Here is a 15,545-nt window from a genome sequence, read left to right on the forward strand (position 1 = left end):
ATTTATGTAAGCCAAGATTAAGCGATCACGCTTGCAACAACACCAGCACCTACGGTACGGCCACCTTCACGGATGGCGAAACGCAGACCGTCGTCCATCGCGATCGGAGCAATCAGGGTAACAACCATTTTGATGTTGTCGCCTGGCATTACCATTTCAACGCCTTCCGGCAGTTCGATGGTACCGGTCACGTCTGTGGTACGGAAGTAGAACTGAGGACGGTAGCCTTTGAAGAACGGGGTATGACGACCACCTTCTTCTTTGGACAGCACGTACACTTCAGATTCAAACTTGGTGTGCGGCTTGATGGAACCCGGCTTGGCCAGCACTTGACCACGCTCTACGTCTTCACGCTTAACACCGCGCAGCAGCGCGCCTACGTTCTCACCAGCACGGCCTTCGTCCAGCAGTTTGCGGAACATTTCAACACCGGTACAGGTAGTGGTCACGGTATCTTTGATACCGACGATTTCTACAGACTCACCCACTTTCACGATGCCGCGCTCAACACGACCGGTCACTACGGTACCACGGCCAGCGATGGAGAAAACGTCTTCGATAGGCATCAGGAACGGCATGTCGATGGCGCGCTCCGGCTCAGGGATATAGGAATCCAGGTAGCCAGCCAGCTCGATGATCTTCTCTTCCCATGCAGCGTCGCCTTCCAGCGCTTTCAGCGCGGAACCGCGGATCACCGGCAGGTCATCACCCGGGAAGTCATACTCGGTCAGCAGTTCACGAACTTCCATCTCGACCAGTTCGAGCAGCTCTTCGTCATCAACCATGTCGCACTTGTTCATGAACACGATCATGTACGGGATACCAACCTGGCGACCCAGCAGGATGTGCTCACGAGTCTGCGGCATCGGGCCGTCAGTCGCTGCAACAACCAGGATAGCGCCATCCATCTGGGCAGCACCGGTGATCATGTTCTTAACGTAGTCGGCGTGACCCGGGCAATCTACGTGAGCGTAGTGGCGGTTCGGGGTGTCGTATTCTACGTGGGAGGTGTTGATGGTGATACCACGCTCACGCTCTTCCGGCGCCTTGTCGATCTGGTCGAAGGCGAAGGCTTTACCACCGTAGTGCTTGGCCAGCACGTTGGTGATGGCGGCGGTCAGAGTGGTTTTACCGTGGTCAACGTGGCCGATGGTACCCACGTTTACGTGCGGTTTATTACGTTCAAATTTTTCTTTAGACATGATCGACCCTCTAAACTAACGCTGAGTACGCAGTGGCAAGCTAACCACAGAACAGTTTATATGATGGATTTGAATTGGGTGGGGAAGAGAGGCGGGTACTGACAGGCCGATTTGAACTGCCGACCTCACCCGAGGCATGGCTCCTGGCATTGCCTGAGCCATATCAGCATCTTGGAGCGGGCAGCGGGAATCGAACCCGCATCATCAGCTTGGAAGGCTGAGGTAATAGCCATTATACGATGCCCGCATTTCTCTAACCCAAAGCACTCAAACCGCAGAGAAATATGGTGGAGGGAGAAGGATTCGAACCTTCGAAGGCAGAGCCGTCAGATTTACAGTCTGATCCCTTTGGCCACTCGGGAACCCCTCCGTACTCGATTGTCACAACGGTAATTCTGCTTGCACCCGTTGCTTTGTCGCCCTTGCCTAGCAAATGGACGACAGACATCTAAGCGTCGCGCATTTTATTGTAAGGTTTTTAGTGATGCAACTGTTGTGGTTGGCAAAATGGCGATTATTGCCTGGTTCTCAGCAAAAAAATGGCTCGCCCCTCACGATCCTGACGCGTCCCTTGTCGCTCTTCCCCCCTTGGTGTATGGTCGCCCTGCCCCAAAAACAGTGATGAACCCATGACGACAGAGCACAACCCCTATCTGCAATTCACCCGCGAACAGTGGGCTGTGCTGCGCGATGCGGTCCCCCTGACCCTGACAGAAATCGATCTCAAAACCTTGAGAGGCATCAACGAGAAGGTGTCGCTGCGGGAAGTGGAGGAGATCTATCTGCCGTTGTCACGCCTGCTCAATCTCTACGTCAAGGCCAAGCAGCGCCGCAGTCGGGTGCTGGAACAGTTTCTCGGCCAATCCAGGGGCAAGGTGCCCTACGTGATCAGCATTGCGGGCAGTGTGGCAGGGGGCAAGAGCACCACGGCTCGCATCATGCAGGCTCTGCTGGAGCGCTGGCCCGAGCATCCCAGGGTCGAGCTGGTCACCACGGATGGTTTTCTCTATCCCAACAAGGTGTTGGAGGAGCGTGGTCTGATGCGACGCAAAGGCTTTCCCGAATCCTATGACATCCGCCGTCTGGTTGAGTTTGTTGCCAACATTCGCGCCGGTCATGAGCGGGTCGAAGCACCTGTCTACTCTCACCTCATCTATGATGTGCTTCCTGATGAGACCAAGGTGGTGGAACAACCGGATATCTTGATCCTGGAAGGGCTGAATGTGTTGCAAAGCGGCATGGATTATCCCCAGGAGCCTCATCGGGTATTCGTCTCCGATTTCGTCGACTTCTCTATCTATGTGGACGCCGATGCCGAGCTGCTGCGCACTTGGTATATCGAGCGTTTCCTCAAGTTTCGCAGCGGTGCTTTCTCTGATCCTGACTCTTACTTCCACCATTATGCGCAGCTGGCCGAGAGCGAAGCAACCCGGATCGCCAGCAACATATGGCAGGAGATCAACCACCTGAATCTGGAAGAAAACATACTACCCACCCGAGAGCGGGCCAACCTGATCCTCACTAAAGGTGCAGAGCACGCTATCGAGCAGATCAAGCTGCGCAAATAGCGAGAGGGGGCCGCAAGCCCCCTCTCTCATCATGCCTGTAGTAGCCGTGCTTCCAGCTCAATCCCCACGGCGCAGTGACAACTCCCCGCCCAGATAAAATTTGATCCCCTCGCCTGTTTCCAGTCGCAAGGCGCCGCGATCATCGATACCGCGTTCGATGCCACGGATCTCCTGCTCCCCCATCAGGAGGCGCACCGGCCGACCGGCGAAGTGATCGAGCCGGTTCCAGTCCGCCACGAAGCCGCCGAGTCCTGATTGTTCAAACCTTGCCATGGCCTGCTGCAGCGAGGTGATTATCGTGGCGGCCAGCAGGTTTCGATCGAGCAGCTCCGGTTGAATATGACGCAGCTCGGCCCAGGCCTGATCTATCTTCTCCCCTTCTCGCTCCGGCATGGCCAGATTGAGACCGACGCCGATCACCAGATTGCAGCTGGCGCCCGCGCTGCCGCTCATCTCCACTAGGATGCCTGCCAGCTTGCGGCCTTGATAATAGAGATCATTCGGCCATTTCAGCTCGACCCCGTGATAGCCGAGGGATTCGAGCGCCTCGACCACAGCCACCCCGACCGCCAAACTCAGCCCCATGGCCGCCGCCAGGCCCTGCTCGAGCCGCCAATACATGCTGAGCAGCAGCTGGCAGCCAAAGGGGGAGACCCAAGGCTTGCCGCGTCGGCCTCTGCCCGCAGTCTGGCACTCGGCCAGGCAGCACTCCCCGGATCTCAGACTCGCAACCCGATCCAGCAGGTACTGGTTGGTGGAGTCGATGACGTTGTAGACATGGACAGGTGCCAACGGCGTCGCCGACTGCAGCTTCTCCTGATCGTAGAGGGCAAGGGGAAAGGCGAGCCGATAGCCCTTGCCCGTCAGGCTGAACAAGTCCAACCCCAACCCCTTGAGTGCCGCCATATGCTTGCTGACTGCGGCGCGGCTGATGCCAAGCTGCTCACCAAGTTGTTCGCCGGAATGGAACTGGCCATCGCTGAGCAGGCCGATCAAGGTTTGCCGAATGGGCGTCAGGCTCATGCCAGCACCTCGTCGAGGCAAGTCTCGCCATGGGCGCCTATAAAGCGCACCTCATGCTCGAGCAGGACATCGAAGCGCTGCTGCACGCTATCACGCACATGAGCGGCCAGGGCGATCAGTTCGACGGCGCTCGCACCGCCACGATTGACCAGCACCAGGGCTTGCTGCGCATGAACCTGGGCGCCGCCGATGGCAAAACCTTTCAGCTCGCACTGATCGATCAACCAGCCGGCCGCCAGCTTGCACTGCTCCTCTCCTGCCGGATAAACAGGCAGGTTTGGCCATTTCGCCTTGAGCTCTTCGGCCTGAGCCGCCGACACCATGGGGTTCTTGAAGAAGCTGCCTGCATTGCCGAGCACTGCCGGGTCCGGCAGTTTGGCCATGCGGGTGGCGCAGACCACATCGAAGATGGTTTGTGCATTCGGCGCCTCACCCAGCGCCCCCAGGGGGCCATAGCCGAGCACTGGCAGCCAGGCCTTGGGAAGCGCCAGCCCCACCGCGGTGATCAGGTGACTCTCTTGATAGTCATGCTTGAAGATGCTGTCGCGATAGCCGAACTGACATGCCTCGGCCGGGATCCGCTCCTGCTGACCGGTCTGCCAGTTAAAGGTGTCAACATGGCGACAGAAGGAGGCAAGCTCGACACCGTAGGCGCCTATATTCTGCACAGGTGCCGCCCCCACAGTGCCCGGGATCAATGCCAGATTCTCCAAGCCAGGCATGCCCTTGGCCAGGGTGTGGCACACCAGCTGATGCCAGGACTCACCGGCGGCCACCTGCAACAGCCAGTGATCGCCACCATCCTCAACCTGAATGCCAAGCAGGCGGTTATGTACCACCACCCCCTCGAAGTTGCAGGTGAACAATAGATTGCTGCCACCTCCCAGTATGAGACGGGGTAGCCCGTGGAATTGGGGATCGGCGGCCAGGGAGGGCAGCTCATCCACCTGGTTGATCTCGGCCAGCCAGCGGCAGTGAGCCTGGAGGGAGAAGGTGTTGAGGGCGGACAAGTCGGCGTAGGCGGTGAGTTTCATCTGCAGATCCCGGCATTAACAGGCCGCCAGTCTACCTCAAGTCGGCGCGCGACGAGAAATCCCCCTCGCCGTCATCAGCCTCTACCCTTGCAGTCAAAACCAGCCCACCCCAGATCATTCGCCCCCTTCTTCTGGTCTGTTCATTGACGCCGCGAGCCTGCTTCGCCCTGACGATACCGCACACCCCAGCGCGGGCTCCGCGAGTTGCCAGCTCGCTACGACACTGCCGCGGCCCAGCTGGGTTGGTCGCTGCGAGTCACTGGGATGCTCAAGCGTGATCCGCGGTCACAATGTCCCTCTTTGCGGACTCACTCGGCTGGTTTAGAGTAGAAAGCCCGCTCTCTTGAGGAAGTACTCATGAATAACCAATTTGCCGTGATCGGCCTGGGACTGTTTGGCACGGCACTCTGTGAAGAGCTGGAGCGTCAGGATGCCGAGGTGCTGGCCATTGACATCGACGAACTGCGGACCCGCCAGGTCGCCACCTTCTGCAGCCATGTGATAGTGGCGGATGCCACCGACGAGAATACCGTCGCCGAGCTGGGGCTGGCCGACTTCGATATCGTCTTTGTCGCCATAGGGGACAGCCTGGAGACCAGCATCCTGACCACCCTCGTCCTGAAGGAGGCGGGTGTGAAGAAGGTGTGGGTCAAGGCACGCGACAAGTTCCACGCCAAGATCCTCAAGAAGGTGGGCGCCGACAAGGTGATCAACCCCGAGTGGGACATGGGGCGCCGCGTCGCCCAGAGCATGTTCGATACCCGGCTGGTCGACTACCTGGAGTTGGGCCACGACATGGTGTTGACCGAGTTCGTGATCGGCCTGCAACTCAACAGCCGCACCCTGGCCGACCTCAATTTGCTGCAGCAGACCGAATTCCAGCTGCTGGCCATCAAGCGCGGTCAGGTGCTCCATAACGTACTGACCGGCACCATGGATCTGGCGCTCGGCGACATCCTCATCCTGGCTGGCAACAAGCACGCCATCGACCGCTGGCTGGATAAACAATGAGTTCCCTCTGGCGCGACACCTATACCTTCGCCATACGCCCGGATACCGAGTCTCGCTGGAACGAACCCAAGCTCATCCTCGGCAGCTTCCTGGTCATCTTGTTGCTGGGGACCCTGTTTCTGGCCCAACCCTCCAGCCACCATGGCGAGATGAGCTTCATCAATGCCCTGTTCACCGCCACCTCGGCCATCAGCGTGACGGGCTTGGGGGTGGTCGATACCGGCAGCACCTTTACCCTGCAGGGTCAGTTCTTCCTGCTGGTGTTGATGGAGATTGGGGGTCTGGGCCAGATGACCATGACGGTGCTGCTGCTGGCCCTGCTCAGCAAGCGGGTCGGGCTGCGTCAGCAGGTGCTGGCCAAGGAGGCCCTCGGTCAGGATGGCTCCATCAACATAGTGCGTCTGGTCAAACGGATCATACTGTTCGCCTTCCTGGCCCAGCTGGTTGGCACCGCCATCATGGCATGTCTCTGGGTGCCGGAGATGGGCTGGGCCCACGGTCTCTATGTCAGTTTCTTCCATGCGGCCTCGGCCTTTAACAACGCCGGCTTCTCCCTCTTTGCCAACAACCTCATGGACTATAGAGACGACCCTCTGATCAGCCTGACCGTCTGTGCCTTGCTGATCCTGGGCGGCATCGGCTTTACCGTCATCATGGATCTGGTGCGCACCCGCAAGTTGCGCAAACTCAAGCTGCACAGCAAATTGATGCTGGTGATGACTCCGACCCTGCTGCTGATCGGCACCCTGATGTTCTGGCTGCTGGAACGCAACAACCCGACCACCCTCGGCGAGCTCAGTCTGGGCAAGCAGTGGCTGGCAGCCTTCTTCCAGTCCGCCAGTGCCCGCACCGCCGGCTTCAATACCCTGGATCTGGGCCACTTCACCCCGGCTGCCCTGCTGTTCATGATGATGCTGATGTTCATCGGCGCTGGCACCACCTCTACCGGGGGGGGCATCAAGGTGACAACCTTTGCCGTGGTACTACTGGCCACCCGCGCCTTTCTCACCAAGCGCCCCCATGTCACCGCCTTCGGCCGCACCATAGCGCCGCAGGTGGTAACCCGCTCCCTGGCCATCATCATCGTCAGCGCCATGGTGCTGATGCTGGCCATGTTTTTGCTGATGATCACCGAAGATCTGCCCTTCGATCGCATCATGTTCGAAACCATCTCGGCCTTCGCCACCGTGGGACTCAGCTCCGGGATCACGGCCCAGCTCAGCGAGCCGGGCAAGCTTATCCTGGTATTGGTGATGATCTGTGGTCGTTTGGGCCCCTTGACCCTGGCCGTCATGCTGGCCAGACCGAGCGAGACTCGCATCAAATACCCGGAAGAGAACGTACATACCGGCTGATGCGCCCGATCCTGTGCAATTATCACAAAAGGGCCCAAGGGCCCCTTTCAGCTGATGAGGTGTCACGCCACCTGAACCCTCAGGCCACCTTCGCCTTGGTGGTCTTGCGAGCGCCGCTGCGACTTGCTGACTTGGCAGCCGTCCCCGTTTTGGCAGCAGACTTGCTGCCTCGTCCGGCGCCGCTCTTGCGACGGGGGAAGGGATTACGCCCCGCACTCTCCTGAGGGAGGGCGCTGAAATCGGCTCCGGTGTTGTGGCGAGCACCTTCGATCAGCTGATGCAACTGACTGGTCAGGGGGTCCATGAACTGCTGATAGCTGCCATGACGTTCGGCGATCTGACTCAGACTTTGTTCCCAGAGCGCCGTCATGTCCGGAGTGGTCGCACTATCCGGCAGCGCTTGTACCAGGGCCCGGCCAGTCGGCGTCGCCTTGATGCTTTTACCCTGGCGATGCAGAAACTGACGCTTGAACAGCAGATCTATGATGCCGGCCCGGGTCGCTTCCGTACCCAGACCATCGGTATCCCGCAGGGTCTTGCGAATGGTGGGATCCTGCACATAACGGGCTATGCCGGTCATAGCGGCCAGCAGGCTGGCATCGGTGAAGGCCTTGGGCGCCTGGGTCATCTTCTCCAGCAGTTCGCCTCGCTCACAGTGCAGCGTCTCCCCCTGGCGCAGGGCTGGCAGAGTGCCGACCTCTTCCTCATCATCCTCTTCCACCCCGAGCAACGCCTTCCAACCCGCCTTCACTATGCGTCTGGCCTTGGCCTGAAAGAGACCGCCTTCGATGCGCAGCAACACCCGACTGTCGTTGTATTCAAATGGTGGATAGAACTGCAGCAGATACTGACGGGCCACCAGCATGTAGATCTTGCTCTCATCCGCCGACAGGGTGTTGGCGTTGCCTTGTTTCTCGGTCGGTATGATAGCGTGGTGGGCGTCCACCTTGGCATCATTCCAGGCCTTGCTGCGCAGACTGCCCTTCGCCGCCGCGACGGCGCCAGCCAGGGTCGGCGCTGTCGCGGCAATGGCCTCCCGCACCCGGCTGGCCCTGCCGTAGTGCTCAGTCGGCAGATGACGACTGTCTGATCTGGGATAGGTGATGAGCTTATGGCGCTCATAGAGACTCTGACAGATGTCGAGCACCCGTTTGGCGTCCATGCCAAAACGCTTGGCGGCATCGATCTGCAGGCTGGACAGATTGTAAGGCAGCGGCGGCGCCTGCTTGCGGGCCTGTTCTTCCACCTCCTCGACCAGAGCCGGTTTACCTGCGATGCGGCGCACCACGTTTTCGGCCAAAGAGCGCTGCAATACCCTGCCCTCTTCATCCTGCCAGGGCTGGCACGCCTCGGACGGAAGCCACTTGGCAGTGAAACTGTCACGGCTCGGCGTCATCAAATGTGCTAGCACCTCAAAGAAAGGTCTGGGGACGAAGGCATCTATCTCCAGATCCCGACGCACCACCAGGCCCAGCAAGGGGGTCTGCACCCGGCCCACCGACAGCAGAGAGCTGCAGCCTGCCTTGCGACCAAGCAGGGTGTAGGCTCGGGTCATGTTGATGCCATAGAGCCAGTCGGCGCGGCTGCGCGCCAAGGCAGAGACGGCCAGCGGCACGAACTCCTTGTTATCGCGCAGATTGTCCAGGGCGCGGCGCACGGCTGGAGGGTTGAGATCGCTGATGAGGCATCGCTGCACCGGCTTGTGTTTGGGGTAACCAAGATGAGCAATGACTTCGTCTACCAGCAATTGCCCTTCTCTGTCCGGGTCACCGGCATTGACCACACAGTCGGCTCGCTTGATAAGACCCTTGATAGCGGTGAGCTGGCTGCGCGTCTTGGGCTTGGCCACCAGCTGCCACTGTTCGGGAATGATGGGCAGAGGCTCCATGCGCCACTGCTTGTAAGCGGCGTCATAGGCATCGGGTTCCGCCTGTTCCAGCAGATGGCCAATGCACCAGGTCACCACATCCCCCTGAGCAGTCTCGATGAAACCATCACCCTTGATATGGGGCTTGGGCAGCACATCGGCGATGGCTCGTCCCAAGCTGGGTTTTTCCGCGATGAAGAGTCGCATGGCTGACACCCTGAATACTGTATATGTAGCCAGTATACCCAGCCAGCTGGCAAAGCCCAAGTCCGGCCGGTTCTGACCTCAACACCCTCTTCCAGCAGAAATCCACATCTCTCTGGACTAGGCTGCTAGAGATTACGGCTCACCAATACAGCGCCCCAAGCGACTGTTGCACAAACATTCGGCACCTGTTCGCAACAGGGTTCCGATAGGCGAAAAGCTAGCAGGACTCATTCGTGAAATAAATTCACAATTCTTTTATGCTATGAATTAAGAAACGGAATAATAACGACTTTTTGGATCTTGCAATGATGAGCGTCAAGCTTTGACTAGACGCCAACTACTACCATATGGGTATTATTAACCTAGGAACTGCCACCATGCTTGGATCTCTTCTCAAGAAAACCTGGTTCTGGCTCCTGCTGCTCGGGGCCTTGCTGGGCGTCGCGGCACTGGGCGTCACGGCCACCATTTTGCACAAGACCAGCTCGACCGAATTCTGCGTCTCCTGCCACTCGATGCAGACGCCACTGGCCGAGTACCAGGGCAGCATCCACTTCCAGAATCCCAAGGGCATACGCGCCGAGTGCGCCGACTGCCACATCCCCGGGGATCCCACCTCCTACCTGTGGACCAAGATCCGCGCCGTGAAAGACATCTATCACGAGGCGATCGGCACTCTGGATACCCCGGAGAAATATCAGGAACGCAAGTTGCTGATGGCCCAGCACGTCTGGGACGATCTGAAAGCCAACGATTCGGCGACCTGCCGCAGCTGCCACAGCTATGAGGCCATGGATATTCTGGCCCAGCGCCCCAACGCCCGTGCCGAACACCCGGTCGCCATCAAGGAAGGGCAGACCTGCATCGACTGCCACAGAGGCGTGGCACACATCATGCCGGATATGAGCGGCCTGGCCGCCGCCGGGGCAAGCGAGCTGGCTCAGGCCGCCGCCAAGACGCCGGGCAACGTCACCACCCGCTACGCCATCGCCACCACGCCGCTGTTCATGGATGCCAAGACAGACGCCAATCAGGGCAACCTGATGCCCTCGACCCAGGTGCAGATCCTCGCTAATGACAATGGGCGTGCCCAGGTCGAGATCGCCGGCTGGCAGCAAGATGGCGTCGCCGACGTCTTCTACGCAGCTCCCGGCAAGCGCATTCTGAGCGCACTGCTCGGCGATGAGGCCAAGCAGAAACTGGTCACCGGGGAGAGCGAAACCGATGCCAGCACCAACCTCATCTGGCACAAGGTCAAGCTGACCGCCTGGGTCGACCAGAGCCAGCTCATCGGCGACCAGGACAAATTGTGGCAATACGCCTCCACCCTGATGTCCAACAACTGCACCGGCTGCCACGGTCTGACCGCGCTGGATCACTTCAACGCGAACCAGTGGATCGGCGTCATCAAAGGCATGGAACCTCGGACCTCCCTCACTCCCGAGCAGGCACGTATGCTAACCCAATACGTGCAAAAGCATGCCAGTGACATGAATTCGGCCCTCTAAGGCAGGACACTAAGGAATTGTTATGACTCTTTTCAACGATACAACCGCGAACCTGTCCCGCCGTCGCCTGCTCAAGGGCCTGGGGGCCTGCGCCGCCCTGCCTCTGCTCGGCGGTCTCTTTCCCAAGAGCGCGCTGGCCAGCGCCATCAGCACGGCGCTCGAGCAGTTCACTACCCTGGTGCCGGCCCAGAAAGGCATATTGACCGGGGCCCACTGGGGCGCTTTCGAAGCCATCGTCGAAGATGGCCGCATGGTAAGGGTCCAGCCGGTGGCCGATGACCCAGCCCCCAACGAGCTGATCGACATGGCCCCCTATCAGGTCCATGCCAAGAACCGCATCAAATCCCCCATGGTGCGCAAAAGCTGGCTCGAACACGGCCCAGGGGCCAGCCCCGAGCTGCGCGGCGCCGATGAGTGGGTCAAGGTGAGCTGGGACAAGGCCATCGAACTGGTGGCAGGCGAGATCAAGCGGGTACAGAGCGACTTTGGCCCCCAGGCCATCCATGCCGGATCCTATGGCTGGAAGAGCGTGGGTCTGTTCCACAACAGCCGCACCCTGCTGCACCGGCTGATGAACCTCTCTGGCGGCTTCACCGGCTATGCTGGCGACTACTCCACGGGGGCGGCCCAGGTGATCATGTCCCACGTCATGGGATCCATCGAGGTGTACGAACAGCAGACCGCCTGGCCCAACGTGGTCGAACATGCCGAACTGGTGGTGCTCTGGGGCGTCAATGCCCAGGTCACCCTCAAGAACAGCTGGAACATGCCGGATCACGAGGGACAGGCTGGCTTCAAGGCGCTCAAGGAGAAGGGCACCCGGGTCATCAGCATAGACCCCGTCTACAACGAGACGGCCAAGCTGCTCGATGCCGAGTGGCTGGCTCCCAACGCCTACACCGATGTGGCCATGATGCTGGGAGTGGCTCACAGCCTCTACAGCGCCAAGAAGCACGATCAGGCCTTCCTGGATCGCTACAGCAGTGGCTTTGACAAGTTCCTCGACTACCTGCTCGGCAAGACAGACGGTCAACCCAAGAGCGCCGAATGGGCGGCGGGGATTTGCGGGGTCGAGGCCAAGCAGATCACCCAGCTCGCCATGGACATGGCATCCAAGCGCACCATGATCATGGCGGGCTGGGGCATGCAGCGCCAACACCACGGCGAGCAGCCGAACTGGATGCTGGTCACCCTGGCCGCCATGCTGGGCCAGATTGGCCTGCCCGGCGGCGGCTATGGTTTCAGCTACCACTACTCCTCGGGGGGTAGCCCGACAGCCAAAGGCGGCATACTGTCCGGCATCTCCGCCGGAGAAGCCCCCAAAAACAGTCCGGCGCCCATCCCGGTGGCCCGCATCGCCGACTGCCTGGCCAATCCGGGCAAGACCATCGACTTCAACGGTCGCAAGGTCACCTACCCTGACGTCAAGCTGGTCTATGTGGCGGGCGGCAACCCCTTCCATCATCATCAGGACACCAACAATCTGCTGCAGGCCTGGCGCAAGCCCCAGACGGTCATAGTGCACGAACCTTACTGGACAGCGACCGCCAAGCACGCCGACATAGTGCTGCCGGTCACCACCAGCTACGAGCGCAACGATCTGGAGATGGGGGGCGATTATTCCCAGCGCTATGTCTTTCCCATGCACCAGTGCGTCCCACCCCAGCATGAGGCCCGCAACGATTTTGACATCTTCCGTGCCGTCGCCGCCAAGCTGGGATTGGAAGAGGCATACACCGAAGGCAAGGACGAGATCCTCTGGCTCAAGCAGATGTATGACGCCATGGCCGCCCAGGCCCGGGGCGCCAAAGTGGCATTGCCGCCGTTCACCATGTTCTGGGAGTCGAACAACTATGTGCGCTTCCCCGTGCCCGAGGCGAACAAGCAGTGGATCCGTCATGCCGATTTTCGCGAGAACCCGCTGCTCAACCCCCTGGGAACCCCGTCAGGCAAAATAGAGATCTTCTCCAATACCATCGACAAGATGGGGTATGCCGACTGCGCGGGTCATCCCAAGTGGTTCGAACCCAAGGAGTGGAAGCAAGGGGTGGAGGCCACCCAGTATCCTCTGTCACTCAACACCTCGCACCCGACCCAACGCCTGCACTCCCAGCTCGACAACACGCCCCTGCGCGAAAAATTCGCGGTGGCCGATCGGGAAGCCATCATGATTCATCCGGACGATGCCAAGGCCCGGGGCATAGCGGATGGGGATCTGGTCCGCGCCTTCAACGGTCGTGGTCAGATATTGGTGGGCGCCCTGCTCTCCAAGGACGTGCGTCCCGGGGTGGTGCGCATCTGCGAAGGCGCCTGGTTCGATCCCGCCGAGCCGGGCAAGGCCGGGGCCCTGTGCAAGAATGGCAACGTCAACTGCCTCACCTTCGATGAAGGGTCGTCGAGCCTGGCCCAGGGCAACTGCGGCCACATGGCACAGTTGCAGATAGAGAAGTTCAAGGGGGCGGCGCCGACCAATACGGCCCATGCCGTGCCCACCAACGCCTGAGACCTGGGTTCAGTCACTAAAACGGCGCCATCGAGGCGCCGTTTTCCATTGCGATAGCACAGGAAGTTAGAAGCCCCTTTCCACCATGTACTCTTCCGCACACTCCACCAGATGGGGCCAGAGACTTGGCCAGATAGGACTGAGAAGCCCCCTTCCACCATGCACTCTTCTGCGCATTCCACCAGCTGGGGCCAGAGACTTGGCCAGATGGGACTGAGAAGCCCCCTTCCACCATATACTCTTCCGCACACTCCACCAGTTGGGGCCAGAGACTTGGCCAGATGGGACTTAGAAGTCCCCCTCGACCATGTACTCTTCCGCGCATTCCACCAGCTGGGGCCAGAGCTCTTCCTGCACCCAGGCCTCGGGGTCATCCTCGTCGCCATCATACTGGGTCCAGAAGAAGGCACGCAGCCCGTTTGCGAACTCGTCGCTTATCTCGGCCAGCTCGGAGAGGGGGCCCAGCCAGGCGATGCGGCGCAGGCCGCTGGCCAGATCGTTGATGGCATCTATCAGACCCCGGTTGTCGGGGTTCTGCTCCACCAACAAGGTGAAGCGCTCACGGGCGCTCTCGGTCTGATCCTCCTCCAGCTCGCCCACATCGGCCAGCAGGTCGATAAAGTCCTCCAGCAGGAACTCTATCAGGTGCTCCCTATCTTCAAACCACTGGATCTGGGCTCCCTTCCTGCCCAGCAACGAGGCATCGAACGAATCATCAAGATGGCACAATGCCCATGGATCGTCGGTCATGAATCTCTTCCTCAGGCGTCAACGGATGCCACATAGTAAGCCCGACCCGCCCCTCTCGCCACCGAGCAGGGCCCGTATCGGGCATGGATAATGGGGATAAACCCGTGAAGTGCTAGATGGCGGCGCGGCTAGCCATCTACTCGCGCCACCTTGGGCAGTGAGAGGGAAGCCGCCAGGCCTCCCAGCTCGGCACGCCCCATGATGAGGCTGCCACGATAGGCCTCTGCCAGGTCGGACACTATATTGAGGCCGAGCCCGGAGCCGGGCACCTTCTCGTCCAGCCGCACCCCGCGCAGCACGGCGCGGGTTATCTGATCCTCTGTCATGCCGGGACCATCGTCCTCGATGCGCAGGCTGATCCAGCCTCCCAGCTCGGCGCTGGAAACCCGCAACTGCCCCGCCGACCACTTGTAGGCGTTCTCCAGCAGGTTGCCGACCATCTCATCGAAATCCTGCTCTTCTACTCCCACCGCCAAATTGGCAGGCACCTGCAAATCCAGGGTGCGCCCCGGGTAGAGGCGAGAGAAGGCACGGCAGATATATTCCACCCGGGCACGCACCGGGGTAGAGACCCCCAGCACCTTGGAAGCCCCGGTCACCCGCGCCTTGCCGAGGTGATAGTCGATATGGCGCTGGATCTGGTCAAGTTGCTCCTGAATACCCGCCTGCTCTTCCGCAGGCAACTGGGCGAGCTGGTTGCGCATGATGCTGAGCGGCGTCTTGAGGGCGTGGGCCAGGTTGCCAGTATGGGCCCTGGCTCGCTGCAGCAGCTCGCCATAGTGGTGCAGCAAGCGGTTGATGTCTTCGACCAGGGGCTGGATCTCCAGGGGGTAACGCTGCCTGAATCCCTCCTGGTGACCCTGATGCACCCGCACCAGCTCACGGCGCAGCAAGTGCAGCGGGCGCAAACCATAAACTATCTGGAAGGCAAAACCGAGCAGCAAACCGGCAGCGGCAAATCCCAGGCCGAGAAAGAGGCCTATTCGGGTCTTGTGCAACGTCTGGGTCAACGCTGTGCTGTCCTTGGCCATCACCAGGGTAAATACCTTGTCGGAGCCCGGCAGCAGCACGTTGCGGGTCATGATCAGCAGTGGCTCCTGATTGGGGCCCTTGCCGAGAAAGAGGTCCGGATCGCCAAATGCAGACTTGAGATGGTGGCTCTTGAGGTTGGCATCCCAAAGGGAGCGGGAACGACTGACGATCTGCTCCCCCAGCTCCAACTGCCAGTAATAGCCCGAGTAGGGCTGCCGGTAGCGGGGATCCGCCATGGGTTCGGTGACGGCAGGCAGGCCACCTTGCTGCACCTCAATCCTCCCCAGCAGATCGTAGAGTTGCAACCTCAGGCTGTCGGCTTCGGCTTCCTGCCAGTAGTTGCGCATCATGGTCTGCAGGCTAAAGCCGGTAGCAGAGAGGAAAAGCCCGCACCAGATGAGGGCGATGACCACCAGCCGGCCTCGCAGAGTACGTACCAGTCTCATGCCCTCCCCCTTCCGGTGAAGGAACTCAGCCATGAAGGC

General features: G+C 60.1%; 11 protein-coding genes and 2 tRNA genes. 5 read left to right on the plus strand and 8 right to left on the minus strand.

Annotation, left to right across the window (positions count from 1 at the left end):
* Positions 1-17: 17 nt before the first annotated feature.
* The 3 genes from tuf to ACSMDR_RS19555 all read right to left on the minus strand — a co-directional run bounded on the left by tuf (position 18) and on the right by ACSMDR_RS19555 (position 1,572).
* Positions 18-1,202 (minus strand): elongation factor Tu, encoded by a 1,185-nt coding sequence (tuf, locus tag ACSMDR_RS19545; RefSeq protein WP_436469403.1) that lies wholly within the window; start codon positions 1,200-1,202, stop codon positions 18-20.
* Between the two features lie 172 nt (positions 1,203-1,374).
* Positions 1,375-1,449: transfer RNA gene (locus ACSMDR_RS19550), tRNA-Gly, on the minus strand.
* 38 nt (positions 1,450-1,487) lie between these two features.
* A tRNA-Tyr gene (locus ACSMDR_RS19555) sits at positions 1,488-1,572 on the minus strand.
* Positions 1,573-1,831: 259 nt separating this feature from the next.
* On the opposite strand from ACSMDR_RS19555, the gene coaA reads away from it, so the two are divergent.
* Complete coding sequence (gene coaA, locus ACSMDR_RS19560; RefSeq protein WP_005897673.1) at positions 1,832-2,770, plus strand: type I pantothenate kinase; 939 nt, start codon at positions 1,832-1,834, stop codon at positions 2,768-2,770.
* 57 nt (positions 2,771-2,827) lie between these two features.
* Here the strand turns inward: coaA and birA are convergent, their stop codons facing one another.
* On the minus strand, positions 2,828-3,793 hold the full coding sequence (gene birA, locus ACSMDR_RS19565) for a bifunctional biotin--[acetyl-CoA-carboxylase] ligase/biotin operon repressor BirA (RefSeq protein ID WP_436469404.1): 966 nt from the start codon (positions 3,791-3,793) through the stop codon (positions 2,828-2,830).
* Positions 3,790-4,827: a UDP-N-acetylmuramate dehydrogenase gene (murB, locus tag ACSMDR_RS19570; protein ID WP_436469405.1), complete on the minus strand. Its 1,038-nt coding sequence runs from the start codon at positions 4,825-4,827 to the stop codon at positions 3,790-3,792. The genes birA and murB overlap by 4 nt, the downstream gene beginning before the upstream one ends.
* A 357-nt stretch (positions 4,828-5,184) precedes the next feature.
* Here murB and ACSMDR_RS19575 point away from each other — a divergent pair, with 357 nt between their 5' ends.
* A complete protein-coding gene (locus tag ACSMDR_RS19575; protein ID WP_005897678.1) occupies positions 5,185-5,838 on the plus strand; it encodes a potassium channel family protein in 654 nt (217 codons plus the stop codon).
* On the plus strand, positions 5,835-7,193 hold the full coding sequence (locus tag ACSMDR_RS19580) for a TrkH family potassium uptake protein (protein ID WP_436469406.1): 1,359 nt from the start codon (positions 5,835-5,837) through the stop codon (positions 7,191-7,193). Before ACSMDR_RS19575 ends, ACSMDR_RS19580 begins: the two co-directional genes overlap by 4 nt.
* Positions 7,194-7,272: 79 nt before the next feature.
* Here the strand turns inward: ACSMDR_RS19580 and ACSMDR_RS19585 are convergent, their stop codons facing one another.
* Positions 7,273-9,267: a DNA topoisomerase III gene (locus ACSMDR_RS19585; RefSeq protein ID WP_436469407.1), complete on the minus strand. Its 1,995-nt coding sequence runs from the start codon at positions 9,265-9,267 to the stop codon at positions 7,273-7,275.
* A gap of 377 nt (positions 9,268-9,644) precedes the next feature.
* On the opposite strand from ACSMDR_RS19585, the gene ACSMDR_RS19590 reads away from it, so the two are divergent.
* Positions 9,645-10,775: a NapC/NirT family cytochrome c gene (locus ACSMDR_RS19590; protein ID WP_436469408.1), complete on the plus strand. Its 1,131-nt coding sequence runs from the start codon at positions 9,645-9,647 to the stop codon at positions 10,773-10,775.
* 22 nt (positions 10,776-10,797) lie between these two features.
* Positions 10,798-13,278 carry a trimethylamine-N-oxide reductase TorA gene (gene torA / locus ACSMDR_RS19595; RefSeq protein WP_436469409.1) on the plus strand — a complete coding sequence of 827 codons (2,481 nt, stop codon included), beginning with the start codon at positions 10,798-10,800 and terminating at the stop codon, positions 13,276-13,278.
* Positions 13,279-13,566: 288 nt separating this feature from the next.
* On the opposite strand, the gene ACSMDR_RS19600 is transcribed toward torA, so the two are convergent.
* Both ACSMDR_RS19600 and ACSMDR_RS19605 read right to left on the minus strand, forming a co-directional pair.
* Positions 13,567-14,028, minus strand: coding sequence for a hypothetical protein (locus ACSMDR_RS19600; RefSeq protein ID WP_005897686.1), 462 nt, complete (start codon positions 14,026-14,028; stop codon positions 13,567-13,569).
* Positions 14,029-14,156: 128 nt separating this feature from the next.
* Positions 14,157-15,506 (minus strand): sensor histidine kinase, encoded by a 1,350-nt coding sequence (locus ACSMDR_RS19605; protein WP_005897688.1) that lies wholly within the window; start codon positions 15,504-15,506, stop codon positions 14,157-14,159.
* Positions 15,507-15,545: the final 39 nt, after the last annotated feature.

Source organism: Aeromonas molluscorum (assembly GCF_051376105.1).
In the GTDB taxonomy this organism is placed as follows: Bacteria; Pseudomonadota; Gammaproteobacteria; order Enterobacterales; family Aeromonadaceae; genus Aeromonas; species Aeromonas molluscorum.

Bases quoted from the DNA above. Each gene is read 5' to 3' on its own strand.
- tuf (WP_436469403.1), bottom strand. From the start codon at position 1,202: ATGTCTAAAGAAAAATTTGAACGTAATAAACCGCACGTAAACGTGGGT.
- coaA (WP_005897673.1), top strand. From the start codon at position 1,832: ATGACGACAGAGCACAACCCCTATCTGCAATTCACCCGCGAACAGTGG.
- birA (WP_436469404.1), bottom strand. From the start codon at position 3,793: ATGAGCCTGACGCCCATTCGGCAAACCTTGATCGGCCTGCTCAGCGAT.
- murB (WP_436469405.1), bottom strand. From the start codon at position 4,827: ATGAAACTCACCGCCTACGCCGACTTGTCCGCCCTCAACACCTTCTCC.
- ACSMDR_RS19575 (WP_005897678.1), top strand. From the start codon at position 5,185: ATGAATAACCAATTTGCCGTGATCGGCCTGGGACTGTTTGGCACGGCA.
- ACSMDR_RS19580 (WP_436469406.1), top strand. From the start codon at position 5,835: ATGAGTTCCCTCTGGCGCGACACCTATACCTTCGCCATACGCCCGGAT.
- ACSMDR_RS19585 (WP_436469407.1), bottom strand. From the start codon at position 9,267: ATGCGACTCTTCATCGCGGAAAAACCCAGCTTGGGACGAGCCATCGCC.
- ACSMDR_RS19590 (WP_436469408.1), top strand. From the start codon at position 9,645: ATGCTTGGATCTCTTCTCAAGAAAACCTGGTTCTGGCTCCTGCTGCTC.
- torA (WP_436469409.1), top strand. From the start codon at position 10,798: ATGACTCTTTTCAACGATACAACCGCGAACCTGTCCCGCCGTCGCCTG.
- ACSMDR_RS19600 (WP_005897686.1), bottom strand. From the start codon at position 14,028: ATGACCGACGATCCATGGGCATTGTGCCATCTTGATGATTCGTTCGAT.
- ACSMDR_RS19605 (WP_005897688.1), bottom strand. From the start codon at position 15,506: ATGAGACTGGTACGTACTCTGCGAGGCCGGCTGGTGGTCATCGCCCTC.